General features: G+C 72.8%; 20 protein-coding genes and 1 pseudogene. 12 read left to right on the top strand and 9 right to left on the bottom strand.

What is annotated here, in order from left to right; all coding sequences use genetic code 11:
- Positions 1-506 (bottom strand): nitroreductase family protein (locus ACFWGZ_RS17340; protein WP_382452515.1); only part of this gene is annotated, 506 nt, incomplete at its 3' end.
- Between the two features lie 79 nt (positions 507-585).
- Between ACFWGZ_RS17340 and ACFWGZ_RS17335 the strand changes: the two genes are divergently transcribed.
- Positions 586-1041: a winged helix-turn-helix transcriptional regulator gene (locus tag ACFWGZ_RS17335; RefSeq protein ID WP_382452514.1), complete on the top strand. Its 456-nt coding sequence runs from the start codon at positions 586-588 to the stop codon at positions 1039-1041.
- On the opposite strand, the gene ACFWGZ_RS17330 is transcribed toward ACFWGZ_RS17335, so the two are convergent.
- Entirely contained in the window at positions 1042-2415 is a 1374-nt protein-coding gene (locus tag ACFWGZ_RS17330) for a carotenoid oxygenase family protein (protein ID WP_382452513.1), read from the bottom strand.
- Positions 2416-2507: 92 nt separating this feature from the next.
- On the opposite strand from ACFWGZ_RS17330, the gene ACFWGZ_RS17325 reads away from it, so the two are divergent.
- On the top strand, positions 2508-3098 hold the full coding sequence (locus tag ACFWGZ_RS17325) for a TetR/AcrR family transcriptional regulator (RefSeq protein WP_382452512.1): 591 nt from the start codon (positions 2508-2510) through the stop codon (positions 3096-3098).
- A gap of 39 nt (positions 3099-3137) precedes the next feature.
- On the opposite strand, the gene ACFWGZ_RS17320 is transcribed toward ACFWGZ_RS17325, so the two are convergent.
- A complete protein-coding gene (locus ACFWGZ_RS17320; RefSeq protein WP_382452511.1) occupies positions 3138-4160 on the bottom strand; it encodes an LLM class flavin-dependent oxidoreductase in 1023 nt (340 codons plus the stop codon).
- Between the two features lie 110 nt (positions 4161-4270).
- Here ACFWGZ_RS17320 and ACFWGZ_RS17315 point away from each other — a divergent pair, with 110 nt between their 5' ends.
- Together ACFWGZ_RS17315 and ACFWGZ_RS17310 are read left to right on the top strand one after the other, a co-directional pair.
- A complete protein-coding gene (locus tag ACFWGZ_RS17315; RefSeq protein WP_382452510.1) occupies positions 4271-5092 on the top strand; it encodes an SDR family oxidoreductase in 822 nt (273 codons plus the stop codon).
- A gap of 17 nt (positions 5093-5109) precedes the next feature.
- Positions 5110-6000, top strand: coding sequence for a LysR family transcriptional regulator (locus ACFWGZ_RS17310; RefSeq protein WP_382452509.1), 891 nt, complete (start codon positions 5110-5112; stop codon positions 5998-6000).
- Here ACFWGZ_RS17310 and ACFWGZ_RS17305 read toward each other — a convergent pair.
- From ACFWGZ_RS17305 to ACFWGZ_RS17295, 3 genes are all read right to left on the bottom strand, one after another.
- Positions 5975-7132, bottom strand: a complete 1158-nt coding sequence (locus ACFWGZ_RS17305) for an SGNH/GDSL hydrolase family protein (RefSeq protein ID WP_382452508.1) — start codon at positions 7130-7132, stop codon at positions 5975-5977. The two genes, ACFWGZ_RS17310 and ACFWGZ_RS17305, sit on opposite strands and share 26 nt — an antisense overlap.
- On the bottom strand, positions 7129-7710 hold the full coding sequence (locus ACFWGZ_RS17300) for a TetR-like C-terminal domain-containing protein (RefSeq protein ID WP_382452507.1): 582 nt from the start codon (positions 7708-7710) through the stop codon (positions 7129-7131). The genes ACFWGZ_RS17305 and ACFWGZ_RS17300 overlap by 4 nt, the downstream gene beginning before the upstream one ends.
- Before the next feature lie 112 nt (positions 7711-7822).
- Entirely contained in the window at positions 7823-8479 is a 657-nt protein-coding gene (locus ACFWGZ_RS17295; RefSeq protein WP_382452506.1) for a lytic polysaccharide monooxygenase, read from the bottom strand.
- Positions 8480-8663: 184 nt separating this feature from the next.
- On the opposite strand from ACFWGZ_RS17295, the gene ACFWGZ_RS17290 reads away from it, so the two are divergent.
- Positions 8664-9083 carry a DUF3592 domain-containing protein gene (locus ACFWGZ_RS17290; RefSeq protein WP_382452505.1) on the top strand — a complete coding sequence of 140 codons (420 nt, stop codon included), beginning with the start codon at positions 8664-8666 and terminating at the stop codon, positions 9081-9083.
- Here the strand turns inward: ACFWGZ_RS17290 and ACFWGZ_RS17285 are convergent.
- Positions 9072-10106: an AraC family transcriptional regulator gene (locus ACFWGZ_RS17285; RefSeq protein WP_382452504.1), complete on the bottom strand. Its 1035-nt coding sequence runs from the start codon at positions 10104-10106 to the stop codon at positions 9072-9074. The genes ACFWGZ_RS17290 and ACFWGZ_RS17285 overlap by 12 nt on opposite strands.
- A 71-nt stretch (positions 10107-10177) precedes the next feature.
- On the opposite strand from ACFWGZ_RS17285, the gene ACFWGZ_RS17280 reads away from it, so the two are divergent.
- The 7 genes and pseudogenes from ACFWGZ_RS17280 to ACFWGZ_RS17250 all read left to right on the top strand — a co-directional run bounded on the left by ACFWGZ_RS17280 (position 10178) and on the right by ACFWGZ_RS17250 (position 19573).
- Positions 10178-11584, top strand: a complete 1407-nt coding sequence (locus ACFWGZ_RS17280; protein WP_382452503.1) for a flavin-containing monooxygenase — start codon at positions 10178-10180, stop codon at positions 11582-11584.
- On the top strand, positions 11581-13230 hold the full coding sequence (locus ACFWGZ_RS17275) for an FAD-dependent oxidoreductase (RefSeq protein WP_382452502.1): 1650 nt from the start codon (positions 11581-11583) through the stop codon (positions 13228-13230). The genes ACFWGZ_RS17280 and ACFWGZ_RS17275 overlap by 4 nt, the downstream gene beginning before the upstream one ends.
- The gene (locus ACFWGZ_RS17270) at positions 13220-14095 is read left to right on the top strand and encodes an acetoacetate decarboxylase family protein (protein WP_382452501.1); all 876 of its coding nucleotides are present in this window, start codon (positions 13220-13222) and stop codon (positions 14093-14095) included. Before ACFWGZ_RS17275 ends, ACFWGZ_RS17270 begins: the two co-directional genes overlap by 11 nt.
- A gap of 41 nt (positions 14096-14136) precedes the next feature.
- Positions 14137-14568 (top strand): annotated as a pseudogene (locus tag ACFWGZ_RS17265) (hypothetical protein); the annotation flags it as partial.
- Positions 14569-14708: 140 nt separating this feature from the next.
- Positions 14709-15032 carry a hypothetical protein gene (locus ACFWGZ_RS17260; protein ID WP_382452518.1) on the top strand — a complete coding sequence of 108 codons (324 nt, stop codon included), beginning with the start codon at positions 14709-14711 and terminating at the stop codon, positions 15030-15032.
- Positions 15033-15144: 112 nt separating this feature from the next.
- Entirely contained in the window at positions 15145-19350 is a 4206-nt protein-coding gene (locus tag ACFWGZ_RS17255) for a SpoIIE family protein phosphatase (protein WP_382452500.1), read from the top strand.
- Positions 19298-19573 carry an STAS domain-containing protein gene (locus ACFWGZ_RS17250; RefSeq protein ID WP_382452499.1) on the top strand — a complete coding sequence of 92 codons (276 nt, stop codon included), beginning with the start codon at positions 19298-19300 and terminating at the stop codon, positions 19571-19573. Before ACFWGZ_RS17255 ends, ACFWGZ_RS17250 begins: the two co-directional genes overlap by 53 nt.
- Here the strand turns inward: ACFWGZ_RS17250 and ACFWGZ_RS17245 are convergent.
- Positions 19518-20369 carry an alpha/beta hydrolase gene (locus tag ACFWGZ_RS17245; protein ID WP_382452498.1) on the bottom strand — a complete coding sequence of 284 codons (852 nt, stop codon included), beginning with the start codon at positions 20367-20369 and terminating at the stop codon, positions 19518-19520. The two genes, ACFWGZ_RS17250 and ACFWGZ_RS17245, sit on opposite strands and share 56 nt — an antisense overlap.
- Positions 20366-21361 carry a hypothetical protein gene (locus tag ACFWGZ_RS17240; protein ID WP_382452497.1) on the bottom strand — a complete coding sequence of 332 codons (996 nt, stop codon included), beginning with the start codon at positions 21359-21361 and terminating at the stop codon, positions 20366-20368. The genes ACFWGZ_RS17245 and ACFWGZ_RS17240 overlap by 4 nt, the downstream gene beginning before the upstream one ends.
- Positions 21362-21380: the final 19 nt, after the last annotated feature.

Below are 21380 nucleotides of genomic sequence, written 5' to 3'. Positions count from 1 at the left end.
GGCCCCAGGCTCTGCGCCGCGAGCAGGAAGCTGTTCAGGTAGAGGCCGCAGTCGATCGCGCCGTAGACGCCCAGGTCGGCCTCGGTGGTGATGATCGCGACGTGCGGGGCGTCGAACAGCTCGAAGTTGCGCACGGCCTGGCGCATCGTGCCCTCGTGGTCGCCCTTCGCGATCCCGACGCTCTGGTAGAGCTGCACGCCGCACTCGCGCCGCCGGTCCCGGTACACGCCCGTGTACTGCGCGGGGAACGCGAAGTCGGGCGTGCCGCCGTTCTCGCGGACGTGCGCCAGGAGCCGTGAGCGCAGCCGTTCCGTGGCCGCCCCCTCGGTCAGCTCCACGTGCCACGGCTGGGTGTTGCACCACGACGGCGTGCGCTGGGCGACCGCGAGCAGCTTCTCGAGCGTCTGCCTGGGCACCGGGTCCGGCAGGAACTGGCGGCACGTCCAGCGATCGGCCAGCAGCGTGCGAAGCGCCTCGTACTGGGTGCCTTCGGCGAGGGTGCTCACGGGACCTCCGGTCTCTTTTCAAGACCGGACGCTAGCAGGTCCGGTCTCGAAAAGAGACCGCTCCGGTTAAGGTGGTCCCATGCGGTACGAAGAACTCGCCGATCTCCCGTGCTCGATCACGCGTCCGCTGGTGCTGCTCGGGGACCGCTGGACGTTGCTGATCCTCAAGGAGTCCTTCGCGGGCGTGCGCCGGTTCAACGCGTTCCGCGCGAACCTCGGCATCCCGCGCAGCCGCCTGCAGGACCGCCTCACCCGCCTCGTGGAGCACGGCGTGCTGGCGCGGCAGCCCGCCGCCGACGGCGAGCACCCGGAGTACCGCCTCACCCGCAAGGGCCACGACGTGTACCCGATCCTGATGGCGATCAGGGAGTGGGGCGACACCCACATGGCACCGGACGGCCCGCCCGTGCGCTACCGGCACACCGACTGCGGCGGCGAGGCGCACGCGGCGCTGGAGTGCGACGCCTGCGGCACCCGGCTGTCCGCCCACGACGTCACGCCGGAGGCCGGTCCGGGGCTGCTCGCCCTCCTCTGATCAGTCGGCGATCCACGCGCCGTGGAAGCCCGCCGGGACCTGGCGCGGCAGCCGCACGGAGGCCACGGGGCCGGCCGCCACGTCCGAGGCGTCGAGCACGAGCAGTTCGGCGGCGTTCTCGCTGCTGACGATCGACAGCAGCCAGCCGCTGTCCTCGCCGGCGTCGTCCGCGGCCGGCACGAACTCGGCCTCGCCGGGGTTGCAGCGGCCGGCCAGCTCGTGCTGCTGCCGCTCGCCGGTCGTGGTGTCGTACTTGATGATCGAGGGCCGGACCGAGTCGAACAGCAACGGTGAGCTGACCGCGTAGACGTACCGGTGGCCGAGGCCCGCGTGGTCGTCGTTGACGGTCGGGAACTCCACGGGCAGGTCGTCGAGCGCACCCTCGCGGACGGTCCCGTCGCGCAGGTCGAGGGTCCAGCGGTAGAGGCTGCCGCCGAGGGTGGGCGTGTGCGCGAGCGCGTTCGACAGGTCCGCGTCCCCGCCGAGCCCGGACCAGACCAGGCCGAAGCCCTCCTCGTCGTAGGTCACCGCGTCGACCACGACGCGGCCCTGCTCGTCCTCGAAGGCGTTGCCGACGTGGAAGGCGTAGCCGGGATCGACGTCGAACCACCGCACGTCGGCGTTGCGCCCGTGCCGCGGCATGACGCCGATCCGCGGCCGGTACCGGTCGCTCCACCGGTACGGCAGGCCGGGCTCGCGGGTGAGCGCCAGGTCGAACACGACGGGCAGGTCCAGCCACACGACGTGGTGCTCGGTGATCGCGAAGTCGTGCATCATCGTCGGCGCGGGCACCTCGATCTCGGCGCTGTGCACGATCTCGCCGTCCGCCGTGGCCACGTAGTAGGTCACGAACGGCGGCCTCAGGCCGTAGCCGAAGAAGTGCAGCTCGCCGGTCTTCGGGTCGACCTTGGGGTGCGCGGTCATCGCGGTCTTGAGCCGGCCGCCGAAGTCGTAGGGCCCGACGGTGTCGAGCTCGGCGGTCATCTCGATCGGGAACCCGTTCTCCACCAGCGAGAAGATGCGCCCGTGGTGGTGCAGCACGCTCGTGTTGGACGTGTTGTTGCGCAGCACCCCGTCCGGCGCGGTGGGGTTGTCCCTGTCCGGCGGCACGCCGTCCAGCATCGGCGTGCGCACCCACCGGTTGCGGTACCAGCCGGCGCGCCCGTTCTCGAGCCGGATGCCGTGCAGCATGCCCACGCCGGCGAAGTTGTGGCCGGGGTCGGTGCCAGGCAGCGGGTTGGCGCCGTTGCGGAAGTACCGACCGGTCAGCTCGGGCGGCAGCGTGCCGGTCACCTCGAGCTCGGCCGCGTCGATCTCGTCCGGCACCGGCGCCATGAAGCCGTCGAAGTAGGCGGGTCGGTCAGCAGTGGTCATGGCGATCAGCATGCCCGAATCACTAAACACTTGCATAGTGATGCCGGTCACGCAGTGATTCGGCGGCTTTGGAGCTGAGTACGATCATCGGCATGACGCGCGGAGAACCCGCTCGCCGCCAGCCGAACCGCAAAGGCCAGGGCGGGCGGCTGCGCGGCGAGATCGAGCAGGCGGCGTGGAAGCTGCTGGACGAGGTGGGCTCCCCCGAAGCGCTGACGCTGCGCGGCGTGGCACGCGCGGCGGGCATCACCGGTCCGGCGATCTACCCGCACTTCCCGGGGCTGGCCGACCTGCACGCCCGGCTGCGCGAGATCGCCTTCGCGCACATCGCCGAGCAGTCGGACGCGGCCGTCGCGGACATCACCGACCCGCGCACCGAGCTCATCACCCGGTACCGGGTGTACGTGGACCTGGGACAGGCCCACCCCGCGCGGCGCAAGCTCGTGCTCACGCCCGCCAACGCGGCGGACCCGCACGCGGCGGCCGCCCTCGACACGCTCGTCGAGGTGCTCGACCGGTGCGTCGCCGCCGGTCTCTCGCACAGCACCGACACCCGGCTGGACACGGCGCTGACGCTGGCCGCGATCACGGGATTGCGCGAGATGCACGGCGTGTTCCCGTTGCCGCCGCTGCACACGGCGATCGAGGAACTGGTCGTGCGCCTGGCGAGGCTGACGGGCTGACGGTGCCGGTCCAGCGCTGGACCGGCTCCGGACCGCAGGTCAGCGCCAGCCGAGTGCGGGAGCGACGTGCACGAGGATGTTCTCCAGCACGTGCGCGTTGTACTCGACGCCGAGCTGGTTCGGCACGGTCAGCAGCAGCGTGTCGGCCTCGGCGATCGCCTCGTCCTCCGCCAGCTGCTTGATCAGCACGTCCGGCTCCGCGGCGTAGGAGCGGCCGAAGATCGCCTGGTTCGGGCCGTCGATGAACCCGACGTGGTCGCGGCTCTCGCCGTCACCGCCGAAGTACATGTCGTCGAGGTCGCTGGTGATCGCGAAGATGCTGCGCGACACCGACGTCCGCGGCTCGTGCTCCCAGCCGGCCTCGGTCCACGCCTTGCGGAACTCGCGGATCTGGTCGGCCTGCTGGACGTGGAACGGCGCGCCGCCCTCGTCGTACTTGAGGGTGGAGCTCATCAGGTTCATGCCCTGCTGCGCCGCCCAGACGGCGGTGCCGTTGGACGCGGCGCCCCACCAGATGCGGTCGCGCAGACCGGGCGCGTGCGGCTCGAGGCGCAGCAGGCCCGGCGGGTTGGGGAACATCGGGCGCGGGTTCGGCTGGGCGAAGCCGCCGCCCTCCAGCACCTTCAGGAACAGCTCGGTGTGCATCCGCGCCATGTCGGCCTCGGTCTGGCCCTCCGCCGGCTGGTAGCCGAAGTGGCGCCAGCCGTCGACGACCTGCTCGGGCGATCCCCGGGAGATGCCGAGCTGCAGCCTTCCGCCCGCGATCAGGTCGGCCGACCCGGCGTCCTCTGCCATGTACATCGGGTTCTCGTACCGCATGTCGATGACACCGGTGCCGATCTCGATGCGCTCGGTCTTCGCGCCGACCGCGGCGAGCAGCGGGAACGGCGAGGCGAGCTGACGGGCGAAGTGGTGCACGCGGAAGTAGGCGCCGTCCGCCCCGAGCTCCTCGGCGGCCACGGCCAGGTCGATCGACTGCAGCAACGTGTCCGCCGCCGACCGCGTCTGCGAGTGCGGGCTGTCCGACCAGTGCCCGAACGACAGGAAGCCAATCTTCTTCACATTTCAACTATACGTCGCGGCGGCCTCCGGTATTCCCATGCGCTTTTCGCATGGCTGAGGTGCGAAACCATCGCTGGTGCTCATGCCACGGCCTGCCTAGCGTGGGTTCCATGTCAACGTGGTTCATCACAGGAGCATCGAGGGGAATCGGGCGCGAGCTCGTCGAGCAGGTGCTGGCGCGCGGGGACCGGGTGGCGGCGACGCTGCGCGACCCGCGCAAGCTCGACGACCTGGCCGAACGGTACGGAGACCGGTTGTGGCGCCGCGCCCTCGACGTGACCGACACCGCACAGGTCGAGCACGTGCTGGGCGAGGCGTTCGCCGCGCACGAGCGGATCGACGTCGTCGTGTCCAACGCGGGCAGCGGCGTGTTCGGCGCGGCCGAGGACCTCACCGACCAGCAGGTCGAGGACTCGATCGCCACCAACCTGACCGCGTCGATCCAGGTGGCGCGCCGCGCCGTGCCCTTGCTGCGCGCCCAGCGCGGCGGGGTGCTCGTGCAGCTCTCCAGCATGGGCGGGCACGTCACGTTCCCCGGTTTCGCGATCTACCACGCCACCAAGTGGGGCGTGGAGGGCTACTTCGAGACGCTGGCCGCCGAGATCGCGCCGTTCGGGATCCGGACGATGCTCGTCGAGCCCGGCATGGTGCGCACCAGCTTCTACGACGCGGCCCAGCGCGTGCCGGTCAGCGCGCCGTACCGGGGCGGACCCGCGGACGCGGAGCCGCTGCCGGTCGAGGAGATGCCGGGCAGCCAGTCCGGTGTGGCGCACGCGATCGTCGAGGCGGCGCTGTCGGACGCGCCGCCGCTGCGGCTGCTGCTCAACTCCGACGCCTACCAGCTGGTGACGACCGCGGTCCGCGACCGGCTCGCCGCGTTCGAGGCGCAGGAGGACTCCGCGCGCGCCGCGGACGCCGAGCACGCGTTCTGACCGGGATACTGCCCCGCATGTCGGGGATGACCTTGGTCGGGCTGCGCGTCGTCGTCGAGGTCGCGCGGCGCGGGTCGTTCACCGCGGCCGCCGACGCGCTCGGCTACACGCAGTCCGCCGTCTCCCGGCAGGTGAACGCGGTGGAGACGGCCGTCGGGAGCCCGCTGTTCGAGCGGTGGGCCCGCGGCGTCCGCCCCACGCCCGCCGGCGAGGCGTTGCTCCGGCACGCCCGCCAGGTCGTCGCGCACCTCGAAGCCGCCGAGCTGGAGATCGCCGGGTTGCGCGACAAGATCGCGGGCCGGCTGGCGGTGGGCGCCTACCCCACGGCGGCGGCGAGCTTCGTGCCGAGGGCGATCGCCCGGCTCCGGGCCGCGCACCCGGCGCTGGCCGTGCGGCTGGGCGAGGCGGGCAGCCCGGTGCTGCTGCGCCGTCTGCGCGCTGGCCGGATCGAGGTCGCGGTGATCGCGGTCGGCGACGGCCTGCCCGACTACGACCTCGCGGGCTTGCGCACCGAGCCGGTGCCCGCGGGGCGCGGGTTCGGCATCGCCGTCGCGAACGACCACCCGTTCGCCGGCCAGTCCGAAGTGGACGTGCGCGACCTCGCCGGTCAGGTGTGGGTCGTGGGCACCGGCCGGGAGGGCGACCCGCAGTTCGGCGCGTGGCCCACGCTGGCGGAACCGGTGGTCGGCCACGAGGCCCGCACCTGGCAGACGCGGCTCGGCATGGTCGCCGCCGGGCTCGGCGTGTCCGTCCTGCCCGGACTGGCGGCCGACGTCGTCCCCCGCGGCGTCACGTGGGTCGCGGTGCGCGATCCCGGCCTGGTCGAGCGGCGGCGGACCGTCGTCGTCACCGAGGACGACCGCTCCCCCGCCGCCGAGGCGTTCACGCAGGCGGTGCGGGAAGGCTGAACGGGCCGCCCGGCCCGAACGCGTACTCGGCGAAACGCCGGCCCATCAGCCCGTGCGTGACCGTGTCCGGGTGCAGCGCGTCGGGCAACGGGTGCTCGACCGCGTCCTTCTCGCCGTAGAGCTCCGTGCCGTCCAGGTAGTGCAGGTGCGAGTCGTCGTCGCGCTGGTCCACGATGGACTTCAGCGCGTCGCGGATGATCCGCAACGTCAGCTGGGGCAGCGTCCCGTGCGGCCCGGTGGCGGTGAACACGACCCGTCCCTCGGCCAGTGCATCCATATCCATCCCGCCGGGACCGGGTGTGTCCTCGTAGATCTCGCAGAAGATCGGTGACATCAGCACCAGCGGCGTGTCCGGGTGGCCGTCGCGGATCGTGTCCAGGAACCCGTGCACCGCCGGCACGAACGCCCGCAGCCGCATCAGGTCGAAGTTCACGACGTTGATGCCGAGCTTCACGCTGATCAGGCCGGCCGGGCGGTCGCGCAGCACGCGGGCGGTGAACGGGTCGACCATCGCGCTGCCGCCGAACCCGAGGTTGTGCAGCTCCACGCCGCCCTGCCGGGCCGCGACGGCGGGCCAGACCGCGGTCGGCGTGGCCGCGTTGGAACCGTGGCTGATCGAGCTGCCGTGGTGCAGCCAGATCCGCTTCGTGGACTCGACCGGCCGGACGGGCGCGTCCGTGCGCAACGCGACGAGGTGCACGGTCTCGTTGTGCGGCAACCACAGTTCGACGACCTTGGCCCTGCCGGGCAGGCCGTCGAACCGCAGCGTGCACGGCCCGCCCTCGTGGACCTCGACCGTGCCGGTGCGCACGTCGGTCTCGACGTGGTCGCCGCCGTGCAGCTGCGCGCTCGCGTGGTCCGCGCCGTCGACGAGCAGGTCGACGCTGCCGCGCGGGCGGGTGGTGCCGCGGTAGGAGACGTGCGTGGGGTGCAGGACCAGTTCGACCGCGGTCGCTTCCGTGTCCAGCACGATCCGGACGCCGGAAGGCCTGCTCTCCGCGCCCATCAGCTGCGGGTCGGGGAAGCGGGTGCGGACCCACCGCGGCAGGCGGTGCGGCAGCACGCCGCGCGCGGTCGTCTCCAGCTCTGCGGCGCCGCGCACGAGCTCGCCGGTCAGGGGTGTGGTGATCATCGTTCTCCCGCCGCCGGGGCGGGCCAGGCCCGCAGCAGTGCGTCGAGCGCCACGACGGTCCTGTCCCAGGACACCTCGGGCGCGGGGGCGCTGTGGTCGAAGTTGCCGGTGCGTTCGAGGGCGAGGAAGCCGTTGATGGTGCTCCCGAGCAGCCGCACGGCGTGCACGCGCTCCTCCTCCGGCACCGGGTAGCCCCGGAGCACGGCACCGGCCTGCGCGGACATGTTCCTGGCCGCCCCGGACCGCACGACGGCCTCGCCCGCGCGGCGTTGCAGGGACTGCCAGCGGCCCGGCGCCTCCCGCGCGTACTCGCGGTAGACCGCGGCGTACGCCCGCAGCGCCTCGAGCCCGGCCCGCCCGGCGATGGCCACGGCGACCCGGTCGGCCAGCTCGCCGAGCGCGAGCGCGGTGACGCCGTCGCGCAGCGCCTCCAGGTCGCGGACGTGCGAGTACAGGCTGGGCGCCTGCACGCCGAGGCGGCGGGCGACCGCGGACAGGGTGACCAGGTCGAAGCCTGCCTCGTCCGCCAAGGCGGCGGCGTCGGCGACCACGGTGGCCGCGGTGAGGGTGGCACGCATGACGACTAGCCTACACCCTCTAGGCAATCACCTATGACTTGTAACTCAGCCCGTCACGGCAAAGCGCGGGCGTGGCCATCACGGCAACGCCCGCGCGTCATCTGCCTGCAGATCAGCCGAAGTTCACGTCACTGCACCACATGTAGATCTGGTCGGCGTGCGAGGCCTTCCACATCGTGAACACGATGTGGTGCCCCCGGTAGGACCCGTTCGTCGAGACGTTGAAGTTGATGTCCTTGGCCGGGGCGTACCTGCCGGTCTGGGTGATGAAGTCGAGGTTGCCCCAGCCCAGCCTCTGCGTGGTGGGGTCGAACCCGTTCTTGCTGACGTACACCCGGAGGTAGTCCGCGCCGTGGCTCGCCTGGTCGTACAGGTGCATCGAGAAGTTCGCGCCCAGGTTCGTGGTCTTCCACTTGCCGGGCGTGTTCAGCGAGTTGTTGCGCGACAGGGCGTTGCTGCACAGCTGCCCGTCCGGGGTGGCGCCCTGCCAGTTGCTGCCGAGGCCGTCCCGCAGCGCGCTCATCCAGTTCCACATGGTGTCGGAGTTCGCCTGGAAAGCCTGGTAGCACATGGGGTCCTGCTGCTGCATCGCCGGGTTCGTGTGCTGGCTGCCCCACGTCTGCCAGCACTGGTAGGCGCGGGTGGCCGGTCCGACGATGGTGCCGTGCGCCGAAGCCGTCGGGACCCAGAGGAAGGTGCAGGCGAGCACGGTGATGACCGCCGCGATCACGCCCCGCCGTCTGGTCTGGGACCCGAAGGTGCTGCGCATGCGCATGAAGATGCCTCCATTCTCCGTTGAACTGGCGGCAGCGGCGAAATGGGAGCGTTCCCAGAACATTTACACTACTTGTAACAGCGCGAAACCGCAAGGACACAGCGCGTGATCGTTTCTGATTTTCTCGCCACCGTCACATCGGGGTGCGTGGTGACGATGTCCTCCGCGAGGAGGGCGTGTGGCGAATTCGATGAGGTCGCGCCGGGGACGGGTGCTGGCCGGACTGGCTCTGGCGGCGGCCGTGGTGGGCCTCGTGGTCCTGCTCCGGTCGGCGGCCGAACAGCGGTCGTGGGCCACCTCCGAGGGGACCGTGCAGGAGCGGCTGAAGTCGGGCAAGAGCGCCTCGGTCCGGGTCGAGTACGCGCTGCCGGACGGCTCGCGGCAGACGGCGGTGCTGTCGGAGAACGGCCCGAAGCGCGAGTCCGGCGAGCGGGTCACCGTCCGCTACGACCTGGTGGACGGACGGGTCGTGGACGCCGCGCTCGCCGACAACGACCAGGTCTTCCGGGTGCTCGGCGGCGTGCTGGGCGTCGTGCTCCTCGGCGGGATCGGGCTGAACGTCCTCGCGTGGGCTCCCCGCCGCGGCTCAGCCGCCTGACGTGCCGCGCGACCGCGCGTAGTTGCTCGGCGTGGTGCCGTACCAGCGCCGGAACGCGTGGATGAAGCTCGCCGCCTCGGCGAACCCGAGCTGGGCGGCCACCTGCTCGACCGACGCGCCGGGCAGCAGGGCCGCGGCGCGGTCGGCCCGCACCTCGTCGAGCAGCGCCTGGTAGCTGGTCCCGGCCTCGGTCAGGCGGCGGCGCAGCGTGCGCGGGCTGATTCCGAGCGCGCGGGCGACCACCGGCATGGTCTCCTCGAACCGCGCGGAGTGCTCCAGCACGCGGCGGACCTCCCCCGCGACGCCGGGCTTGCGGCGCCGGCGGGTGGCGAGGTCCTCGCACTGCCGTTCGCACAGCGCCGTCGCCTCCGGGCTCGCGAGCGGCAGCGCGCGGGCGAGCACCGACGCGTCCACGACGGACCGGTCGCGGCCCGCCCCGAACTCCGGGCGCAGGCCGAACACCTCCTCGTGGTCGCTCGTGTCCGGTGGCGCGGCGTGCGCGAGGTCGACGGCCAGGACGGGCACCTCGCCGGTGACGAGCTCGCCGATCACCGTGTGGATCGCGGCGAGGTCGCGTTCGACCAGGAACGGCCGCACGTCGTCCGGCAGCCCGGCGGGGTGCAGCGAGATGACGAGCCGGTCGCCGTCGAGTGCGGCGGTCGGACCGGTGAAGGTGAAGCTGAGGTCGAGGTAGCGCAGCGCCATGTCGACGGCGTCCTGCATCGTGGCGGCGCTGAGGAACGCGTGGCCGAGGACGCCGAACGTGGTCGCGTGGTAGTGGCGGCCCGCGGCGATGCCAGCGCGGGGCAGGTGCGCGGCGAGGTTGCGCACCACGGCGAGCTCCTGGTGGGCGTTGATCTCCGCCACCGGGTCGGCGAGGTCGTCCGCGGTCAGGTCGCTGCCGTCGAGCAGGGTGTCGCGCGGCAGGCCCCGTTCGGCGCCGAAGCGCAGCATCAGCGCGGCGCTCGCGATGCCGCGCGGGAAGTCCCAGTGCCGGACCGCGGGTTCGGGCAACGTCCTCATGGCCGCGATTGTCAACCACGCGGCCGCTGTTGTCCTGGTGCGAACAGGTGGAAGTTCCTAGCGTCGGTGACGTGCGAGGTAATCCCGAAGTGGTCGTCATCGGTGCCGGGTTCGGCGGGCTGGGCGTCGCGTTGTCGTTGCGCAGGGCCGGTTTCGAGCGGTTCACCGTGCTCGAGCGCGCCGCCGACGTCGGCGGGGTGTGGCGGGACAACACCTATCCGGGCGCCGCGTGCGACGTGCCGTCGTCGCTCTACTCGTACTCCTTCTCCCCCAACCTCTCGTGGCCGCGCCGGTACGCGGCGCAGCCGGACATCCTCGCCTACCTGCGGCGCAACGCCGACGCGGTGCGCGACCGGATCCGGTTCGGCGCCGACGTCGTGGCCGCGGCGTTCGAGGACGGGCGGTGGCGCGTGGAACTGGCCGGCGGCGAGGTCGTGGAGGCGGACGTGCTCGTGTCCGCGGTGGGGCAGCTGAACCGGCCCTCGGCCCCCGACCTGCCCGGTCTCGGCGCGTTCGCCGGTCCGGTGTTCCACAGTGCACGGTGGCGGCACGACGTCGACCTGCGCGGCAAGCGGGTCGCCGTGGTCGGCACCGGGGCCAGCGCGGCGCAGTTCGTGCCGCGGATCCAGCCGCTGGCCGGGCACCTCACCGTGTTCCAGCGGACCGCCCCGCACGTGCTGCCGAAGCCCGACGCCGCGCTGAAGGGCCGGGCGCGCCCGTTCACGTCCAAGCTCGCCCGGCGCGGTGTGTGGCTCGCCTGCGAGGCGTTCACGTGGCTGCTCACGGCCGGCCGGGCCTCGCGCGCGCTGGTCGGCGGTCTCGCCGCGGCGCACCGGTGGGTCCGGGTGCGCGACCGGGCGCTGCGCTCCCGGCTGCGGCCGGGGACGCCGGTGGGGTGCAAACGCGTCCTGTTCAGCAACGACTGGTACCCGGCGCTCACGGCGGCGAACGCCCGCGTGGTGTCCGAGCGGATCACCGAGGTCACCGCGCACGGCCTGCGCACCGCCGACGGCCGCGAGCACCCCGCGGACGTGCTGATCTGGGGCACCGGGTTCGACGTCGCCGACTTCCGGCTGCCGATGCGCGTCACCGGCGGGGACGGCCGCGACCTCGCCGCGGTCTGGGGCGGGCGGCCGCGGGCGCACCTGGGCCTGACCGTGCCGGGGTTCCCGAACTTCTTCCTGGTCTACGGGCCGAACACCAACCTCGGCGGCAGCTCGATCGTCACGATGATCGAGGCCCAGTGCCGCTACGTCGTCGCCGCCGTGCGCCGTCTCGCCGAGACCGGCGCGCCCGTGCAGGTGCGGCCCGAGGTCGCCGACGAGTTCGACTCCGAGATGCGCTCCCGTCTCGCGGGCGGGGTGTGGAGCGGGTGTTCGTCCTGGTACCGGGCCGACGACGGCTCCGTGACCACGAACTGGCCCGGCAGCACGCGGGAGTACCTGCGCCGCACCGCACGGCTGGAGGGGGTCCGATGACCGCGCGGTACGACGTCCTGGTGATCGGCTCGGGGTTCGGCGGCGCGGTCACCGCCCTGCGGCTGACCGAGAAGGGCTACCGCGTCGGGGTGCTGGAGGCCGGTCGCCGGTTCGCCGACGACGAGTTCCCGCGCACGTCGTGGCAGCTGCGCGACTACCTGTTCGCGCCGGGCATCGGGTGCACGGGCATCCAGCGGATCACCCCGCTGCGCGACGTGCTGGTGCTGAGCGGCGCGGGCGTCGGCGGCGGGTCGCTCGTGTACGCCAACACCCTGTACGAACCGGCGGACTCCTTCTTCCGCGACCCGCGCTGGGCGCACATCACCGACTGGCGCGCCGAGCTCGCCCCGCACTACGACCAGGCGAGCCGGATGCTCGGCGTGGTCGAGAACCCGCTCCGCACCGACGCCGACCGGTTGCTCCGCGAGGTGGCCGTCGACCTCGGCGTGGCGCCGACGTTCCGGCCCACCCGCGTCGGAGTCCACTTCGGACCGGGCGGCGAGGACCCGTTCTTCGGCGGCGCCGGTCCGCGCCGCGACGGCTGCATCGCCTGCGGCTCCTGCATGACCGGCTGCCGGCACAACGCGAAGAACACGCTGCCGAAGAACTACCTGCACCTGGCCGAGCAGGCGGGCGCCGAGGTGTGGCCGCTGACGACCGTGACCGACGTGCGCCGCGTCGGCGACGGCTACGCGGTGCGCACCCGCGCCACCGGTGGCAGCTCCGAACGCATCTTCACCGCCGGCCAGGTCGTGGTCGCCGCCGCGTCGCTCGGCACCCAGCGCCTGCTGCACCGGCTGCGCGACAACGGCAGCCTGCGCGGCCTGTCGCCGCAGCTGGGCACGTTGTGCCGCACCAACTCCGAGGCAGTCGTGGCCGTGCGCGTGCCGGGCGGCACGCTCGACAACACGCGCGGCATCGCGATCACGTCGTCGATCCACCCGAACCCCGACACGCACGTCGAGGTCGTCCGCTACGGGCGCGGCAGCAACCTGCTGGGCCTGCTCATGACGACCCTGGTGGACGGCGGCCCGGCGCGCCTGCGCCGGGGACTCGCGCAGCTGCGCGCCGAGTACCGCACCGCCCTGCGGATGCACAGCCCGCGGCGGTGGTCGGAGGAGACGATCGCACTGCTGGTGATGCAGAGCCTCGACAACTCGCTCACCACGTCCCTGCGCCGCGGCCGCCTGACCACCCGGCAGGGCGAGGGCGACCCGAACCCGTCGTGGATCCCGGCGGGGCACTCCGTGGCGCGCCGGATGGCGCTGCGCGCGGGCGGTGTCGCCAGGGGCGCCTGGAACGACCTGGCCGACATCCCGCTGACGGGCCACCTCATCGGCGGCTGCGTGATCGGCGACTCCCCGGAGACCGGCGTGATCGACCCGTACCACCGCGTCCACGGCCACCCCGGCCTGCACGTGGTGGACGGCTCCACCATCCCCGCGAACCTCGGCGTGAACCCGGCCCTGACCATCACCGCCCTGGCCGAACGCGCGATGTCGCTGTGGCCCAACAAGGGCGAGCCGGACCGGCGCCCCGCCCCCGGCGCCCCGTACGCCCGGCTGACCGCCGTCCCCCCGCACCGACCCGCCGTCCCGGCCCACGCGCCGGCGGCCCTGCGACACGAGGCGAACGATGCCCGCTGACTTCCCTCCCCCACCGTGGCACCTCTGCGGCAGAGGCTGGCTCACGGTGGCCACGGCACCACGCCCGGCGATCTCCCGGCTCGTGCCGGGCGTGGTGCCCCTGGTCCTGTTCGGCCGCGTCCTCGTGGTGTCGGCGTTCGTCGACTACGACGAGACCGGCGTGCTCGCCTACCGCGAGCTGATGGTGGGCGTGGTGGTGCGCAAGGGGTTCCGGCTCGGACTGTCCATCACCGACATCTGGGTGGACGACGAGACGTCGCGGCGCGGGGCGCGGGCGATGTGGGGGATCCCGAAGGAGATGGCGGAGTTCGAGCTGGCGGCGGAGCCGCGCCTGACGGCTGCGGCGAGAGTGGCCGCCGCGCCGGGTGCCGGTCCCGGGGCCGGGATCGCCGCCAACGCGCCGGACGCCTCCACCGGCACCGCAGCCGACGTCACCCCGGCCCCGCGCCCCGCCGCGGGCACGCCGACCGCAGGAACCAGCCTCACCGCCAACGTCGCCTCCACCAGCACGGCCCCATCCCCCGCGAGCACCGGTCCCGCGTCCCCCTCCTCCCACACCACCGCGGCCCCCTCCGGCACCGACCCCACTGCCCCCGCCGCCACCATCGCCACCGCCGAGGAACGCCCCCGCCGCTCCCCCGCCCTCCCCGCCCTCCCCGCCCTCCCCGTCCGCCTCACCACCTCGGTCTGGCAGTCCCTGGCCGGCACCGCGGTCCGCACCCGGCTCCACACCGCCGCCCGGGTCCGCCCGACCCGGCTGCGCTGGCACGTCCCGCCCACCAGCCCCCTGCACCGCCTCACCACCGCCAAGCCGCGACTGAGCCTCGCCGTCACCGCCCTGCGCATGCGGTTCGGCGAGCCCTGATCCGCCGTCACACCACCCTGCAACCCCCAGAGGAGCGGTTCATGCGAGCACTCGCCATGACCCTTGCCCTGGTGGCCGGCACGCTGGCCACCCCCTCCGCGTTAGCCGCGCCACCGGACTACGGGCTCCCCGGCTCGTACCCGGTGGCGTACAGCGATGTCACGGCCGTCGCCGGCGGCAGGTCCGTGCCGGCGCGCGTGCACTACCCCGCCACGGCGGCGGGCACGAACCAGCCGGTGGCGTCCGGGCGGTTCCCCGCGATCGCGTTCGGGCACGGGTTCTTCCAGGCCACCTCGAAGTACACGAGCACCAGCAACCACCTCGCGTCGTGGGGGTTCGTGGTGATCGTGCCGACGACCCAGGGCGGGCTGAGCCCCAGCCACAGCGGGTTCGCCGACGACCTCAACGCCGGGCTCACCTGGCTCACCGACCAGGACGCCACGGCGGGGTCGCGGTTCCGCGACCACATCAGCACGGGCAAGCTCGGCGCGGCCGGGCACTCGATGGGGGGTGGCGCCGCCGTGCTCGCGGCCGCGCGCAACCCGAGGATCACGGCGATCTCTACCTACGCGGCCGCCGAGACGAACCCGTCGGCCAAGGCGCGGCGGCGACGATGCGGGCGCCCGCGCAGTTCGTCGCGGGCGACAAGGACACGATCGCACCGATCGCCGAGCACCAGCGGCCGATCTTCGCCGCCAAGCCGCCGTCGAACCAGCTGCGCACGATCACCGGCGGCTCGCACTGCGGGTTCATGGACTCCTCCGGCCTGTTCTGCGACACCGGGTCCATCACCCGCGCCGCCCAGCTCACCGCGGCGAAACGCGTGACGACCTCGTGGTTCCGCCACTACCTCGCCGGTGACACCGCCGCGCGCGACCTCGTCTGGGGACAGGCCGCGCGCACCGATCCGGCCGTCGTGTTCGAGGGCACGGAGTAACCGGGCCGGGCGAGCGGTGTCACACGCACCGCTCGCCCACTGGTTGTGCGACCGCCTCCGAAATTGGGCACCCTGGACAGGTCAACTTCGTCCAGGTGTGGAGTAACGGTCGGTGACGCGCTCTGAGGACGGCAACGGGTCCAGACCCGGTCTCGCCCACGTCTTCTCCGAGGACCCGGAGGTCGGGCGCGACCTGGCGGCCGTCGACTGGGCCGCGACCCCGCTCGGTCCGCCCGAGGACTGGCCGCAGAGCCTGCAGACCGCCGTCGGCATCCTGTTGTCGTCCCGGTTCGCCATGTGGATGGCGTGGGGACCGGAGCTGACCTTCTTCTGCAACAACGCCTACCGGCACGACACGCTGGGCCGCAAGTACCCGTGGGCGCTGGGCCGGCCGACCGCCGAGGTGTGGGCGGAGATCTGGGAGGACCTGCGGTCCAGGGTCGACAGCGTGCTCGACACCGGGCAGGCGACCTGGGACGAGGCGCTCCAGCTGTTCGTGGAGCGCTCCGGGTACCTGGAGGAGAGCTACCACACCTTCTCCTACAGCCCGTTGCGCGACGAGAGCGGTGCCGTGGCGGGGCTGCTGTGCGTCGTCAGCGAGGAGACCGACCGCGTCGTCGGCGACCGGCGGATGGCCACGCTGCGCGACCTCGGGTCCGACCCCACCATGGTCCGCGAGGAGCAGGAGGTGCTCGCGTTCGCGTGCGCCCAGCTGCAGCGCAACCAGCGCGACCTCCCGTTCACGCTCGCCTACGTCTTCGAGGACGGCCACGCGCGTCTCGCGGAGGCGTCCGGGATCACGCACGGTCACCCGGCCGCGCCCGAGGTCGTCTCCCCCGGCGACGCCTCGCCGTGGCCGGTGGAGGCCGCCCGGCGCGGTGAGTCCGTGCTGGTCGACCTCGGCGAGGTTCCCGGGCTGCCCACCGGCGCGTGGGACCGGCCTCCGCTGAACGCGTTCGTCACCCCGCTGCAACGCCCCGGCGGCACGCCGTACGGGTTCCTGGTCGCGGGCCTGAACCGGCACCGCCCGTTCGACGACGGCTACCGCGGGTTCGTCGAGCTCGTCGCGGGCAACATCGCCTCCGGCATCGCCGGGGCGCGCGGGTTCCGGGCCCAGCAGCGCCGTGCCGAGGAGCTCGCCGAACTCGACCGCGCCAAGACCGCGTTCTTCTCCAACATCAGCCACGAGTTCCGCACGCCGCTGACGCTCATCATGGGCCCGGTGCAGGACCTGCGGGAGCGGCTCGCCCCGGTCGACCCGCAGGCCGAGCAGGAGCTCGAGGTCGTGCAGCGCAACGGCCTGCGGCTCGGCAAGCTCGTCAACACCCTGCTCGACTTCTCCCGCCTCGAGGCGGGCCGCATGCAGGCGGTCTACCAGCCCGTCGAGCTCGCGTCGGTGACGGCGGAGCTCGCCAGCGTGTTCCGCTCGGCGGTGGAGAAGGCGGGCCTGCGCTTCGAGATCGACTGCCCGCCGCTGCCGCAGCCGGTGCACGTCGACCTGGGCCTGTGGGAGAAGGTCGTCCTCAACCTGCTGAGCAACGCGCTCAAGTTCACCGTCGAGGGCTCCGTCAGCGTGACCGTGCGCCCCGGAGACGGCGGCGCGGTCGTGACGGTCGCCGACACCGGTGTCGGGGTGGCGGAGCACGAGATCCCGCGGCTGTTCGAGCGCTTCCACCGCATCGAGCACACGTGGTCGCGGTCGAAGGAGGGCAGCGGCATCGGGCTCGCGCTGGTGCAGGAGCTCGTGGGCCTGCACGGCGGCTCGATCCGCGCCGAGAGCACCGAGGGCGAGGGCACCCGCTTCACGATCGAGCTGCCCTACGGCACCGAGCACGTGCCCGCCGGCGCGGTGGCGCGGGAACCGGTGCTGCCGGTGCCGTCCGACATCGCCGCGCCGTACGTGCAGGAGGCGCTGCGCTGGCTGCCCGATCCCGGTCTCACCGTGGACGACCTGATGCTCAGCACCGCCGCGGGCACGGCGCCGGAGGTGCCCGCCACCGTGCTGGTCGCCGACGACAACGCCGACATGCGCGAGTACCTGACCCGGCTGCTCGTGCGGGCCGGGTACGAGGTCCGCACGGTGACCGACGGCCTCGCGGCGCTGGAGGCGGCCAGGACCCACCCGCCGGATCTCGTGGTCAGCGACGTGATGATGCCGCGCATGGACGGGTTGTCGCTGGTCGCGGCGTTGCGCGCGGACCAGCGCACGATGGCGGTGCCGGTGCTGCTGCTGTCGGCCCGCGCCGGTCAGGAGGCCTCCGGCGAGGGGCTGCGGGCCGGGGCCGACGACTACCTGGTCAAGCCGTTCGCCGCCGCCGACCTGCTGGCGCGGGTGCGGGCCAACGTCGACCTGTTCCGCCTGCGCGGCCAGCACGCCCGCTGGCGCGACGCGCTCATCGACTCGCTGCAGGAGGCGTTCTTCGTCTGCGACGACGACGGCTCGGTCGTCGAGATCAACACGGCGTTCACCGACATCCTCGGCTACGGGCCCGAGGACCTGCCCCTGCCCGCGCCGCACCCGTGGTGGCCCGACGAGCGGACCGACCCCGAGTCGCGCCGGCTGTTCGCGGAGGCGTTCGAGGCGCGCACCGGCCGCGACCAGCGCGCCCAGACGCTGCAGGTCACGCACCGCGACGGCAGGCGGTTGTGGATCAGCGCCCTGATGAACCCCGCCCGCGACCCGGACAGCGGCCGCACGATGACCGTCGGCACGTTCCGCGACGTCACGGCCGAGCACCACGCGCGCCGGCGCGAGGCGGCCCTCGCCGAGATGAGCGTGCGGCTGTCGCGGGCGACCAGCACAGCCGAGGCCCTGTCCGGTTCGCTCGACCAGCTGCAGACCCTGTGGCGCACCGAGGTCCTCGCGGTGGTGTTCGGCCTGCACGAGGAGCCGCGGGTCAGCAGCGCCGCCGGCGAGCTCGACTGGGCCGGTCTGCCGGAGGACCAGCGGGCGACGCTCACCGCGCTGACGGACCACCCCGCGCTCATCCCGGTCTTCGTGGGCGACGGCAGCACGGCCGTCACCGTCGAGCACCCGGACGGGCCGATGGTGCTGTGGCTGCGCCTCGACTCGCGCACCCTGTTCACCGAGCAGGACGAGCTGCTGCTGTCGCTGCTGGCCGGTCACCTCGCCCAGGGCCTGTCCCGCGCGCGGCAGATCGACCAGCAGCGCGAGACGGCGCTGGCGCTGCAACGCGCCATCCTCGGCCCGTCGAACCTGCCGGGCGGGTTCGCGGTGCGCTACGAACCGGCGGCGCGGCCGCTGGAGGTCGGTGGCGACTGGTACGACACGTTCGCCCTGCCGGACGGCCGGATCGGCATCGTCGTCGGCGACTGCGTGGGCCGTGGGCTCACCGCCGCCGCCGTGATGGGCCAGCTGCGCAGTGCGTGCCGGGCGTTGCTGCTGCAGGAGATCGGACCGGCGCGGGCGCTCATGACGCTCGACCAGTTCGCGGCGGGAGTGCCGGGTGCGCTGTGCACCACGGTGTTCTGCGGCGTGCTCGACCCGCAGACCGGGCACCTCGTGTACTCGAGCGCGGGCCACCCGCCCGCGATCCTGGCCCTCGCCGACGGCACCACGCAGCTGCTCGAGGGCGGGCGGTCCATCCCGCTCGCGGTCAAGCTGGGCGTGCAGCGCACGGAGGCGGAGTGCACGCTGCCGCCGCGCTCGACCCTGCTCACCTACACCGACGGCCTCGTCGAACGCCGGCGCAGCTCGCTGACCGAGGGCATCGAGAAGGCCGCGCGCGCCGTGCAGGAGGGCCGGGCGAACGGGCTGGAGGAGCTGGCCGGTCAGATCATGAGCGCCCTGTCCCCCGCCGGCGGCTACGACGACGACGTGGCGCTGCTGATGTACCGGCACCCCGCGCCGCTCGACATGTCCTTCCCCGCGGAACCCGGTCAGCTGCAGGGCGCCCGCCGCACGCTGCGCGGCTGGCTGCGGCAGTGCGGGTTCTCCACCGGCCGCGCGCAGAGCGTGCTGCTGGCCGTCGGCGAGGCGTGCGCGAACGCCATCGAGCACGCCTACCGCGACGACGACCGCCGGGCCGTCCGTGTCCGGCTGGAGACCGCGGGCGACTCCGCGCTGCGGGCCACCGTGGCCGACACCGGCTCCTGGAAGACCCCGGACGACGACCCGGACGCGCAGCGCGGCCGCGGAACGACGATCATGCTGTCGATGATGGACGAAGTCGCCATCCTCCCCGAACCGACCGGTACGACCGTGACGATGCAGGTGATGATTTCCGATGACGACGCCGTTGACCGTGACCAGGACCACCGACGCGCAGGGCAGGTCGGTCGTCAGAGTTGCGGGTGAGATCGACCTCAGCAACACCGACTCCTTCGCCGCCGCGCTGGAGGGCACGACGGGACCGCTCGTCGTCGACCTCACCGAGGTCCTCTACATCGACAGCGCCGGGATGAGCGTGCTGTTCGCGTACGCGGACCGGGCGGAGATCGTGGCGACGCCGCTGCTCGCGCCGATCATCGAGGTGTCGGGTCTGACGTCGATGGCGACGGTCCGCGGGATGGAGGGCTGAGGGCGGTCAGCGCCGCGACGGTGAGCGCGACGATCTTCTCCTGGGCCTCGGCCCTGGGAACCGTCGGCACGCCGTCGCCCGGCTGGTCGCCGTAGTCGCCGAAGAACGCGTGCACCGCGCCCGGGACCTGTTCGAACCGGGTGTTCGGCGGCAGCAGCTTCCTCGACTCCTCGACGTTCTGCGGCGTGGTGAAGCCGTCCTCCTCACCGCTGATGGACCACGCGGTGAGGTCGTCGCGGCCGGACAGGTCGTCGACGGGGTAGGACGCCCACAGCACGAGACCGCGGATCCCGTTGCCGCCTGCCGTCTCCTTCGCGGCGGCCACACCCCCGAGCGAGTGGCCGCCGACGGCCCAGGTCGTCACTTCGGGGTGCTCGGCCCTCAGATCGGCCGTGCCCGAGCCGAGCAGGGCGATGTTGAGCGGTTCCTTCACGACGACCACGAGAAATCCCTGCTGGGCGACTCGCTCCAGCAGCGGCAGGTAGGCGCGGTGGTCGACGCGGGCGCCGGGGTGGAACACCAGGCCGGCCTTCGGCTCACCCGGTGGCCGGAGCACGGTCTCGCTGCCGCGCGGGTCCGTGGCCGCGAACGGCTGCAGGTACACCAGCGGCGCGATGAGCACGGCGGCGAGCACCACCGCCAGCCACACCGGTGCGCGGAAGAGCGCGATCCCCGCGAGGACGACCGCGCCGAGCAGCACGAGCTGCGCGGGGTGGCCGTGCACCAGCGGTCCCCAGCCCGCGACCAGCAGGACGACCGGGACCAGGACGCACAGCGCCGCCGGGACGCGCCTCACGAGCGGACCAGGTTCGCGATCCTGACCCCGGCCCAGATCAGCAGGGCGAGGACGGCCACCAGCAGGTACTCGATCAGCGGGATGCGCACGACCTCGTCGATCCGGCCGAACCCCCGCCACGAGTAGACCGCGAGCGCCGCGGCCACGAACGCGCCGCCGATCCACCAGCGGGCGGTCGTGCTCAGCCCCACGCCGTGCATCTGGGTGAGCACGAAGATCGCCACGAAGCCGAACAGGAACATGGGCCACACGCCGTTCGGACCGGAGTTCATCACCGCCACGAGTGTGCCGTGCACGGCGACCAGCAGCTCGAGCGTGAGCGTCCACCACCGGTTCGTGTGCGCGGTGGTGAACATCAGGCTGCTCTGCACCAGCAGCAGGAACATGTAGAAGAACCCGATGAGGTGCCCGCTCGTCGACTCCATCGGGTGGTACCAGAACGTGTAGATCGCGGCCCAGCTGAACAGGTAGCCGTGGTAGCGGCGGGCGAACGCGACGACCTGCGCGGAGATCGGCGCGGACCAGGTGAGGACGAGGCCGCGGCGGCGGTTCTCCATCAGCAGGACCACGACGAGCAGCAGCACGACCGAGCCCTGCGAGCTGAAGATGGAGACGTCCTGGGCCAGCCCGTCGTAGAACACCTGCGTCTGCAGCGCGTGCAGGCCGATGAAGCCCGCGTTGGCGGCGAGCGCCACGACGTTGAGCCGGTGCAGGCCGGTGGTGTAGCGGCGCACGTACTTCTGGCCGTGGTAGATCAGGCCCCACGACACGAGTTGGTGCGCCGCGTAGCCCACCCAGGCGGACGCCCTGGTCCAGAAGGTCGGGTCGGGCAGCTTCCAGTAGTACCAGGACGCGCCCTGGTCGGGCAGCAGGCTGACGCTCAGCCGTTGCCCCAGCACCCACACCAGACCGGTGAGCAGCGCGCTCGCCGCCACACCCCACAGCAGGACGGCGGACGTCGACCGCTTCGCGTCGTTCAGCACGCTGAGCATTATGCAGATGTTCAGCTTG

This window comes from Lentzea sp. NPDC060358 (assembly GCF_042725365.1).
Lineage (GTDB): Bacteria > Actinomycetota > Actinomycetes > Mycobacteriales > Pseudonocardiaceae > Lentzea.
Note: the sequence above shows the minus strand (reverse complement) of the source record. Positions and strands in the feature narration are given on the sequence as shown.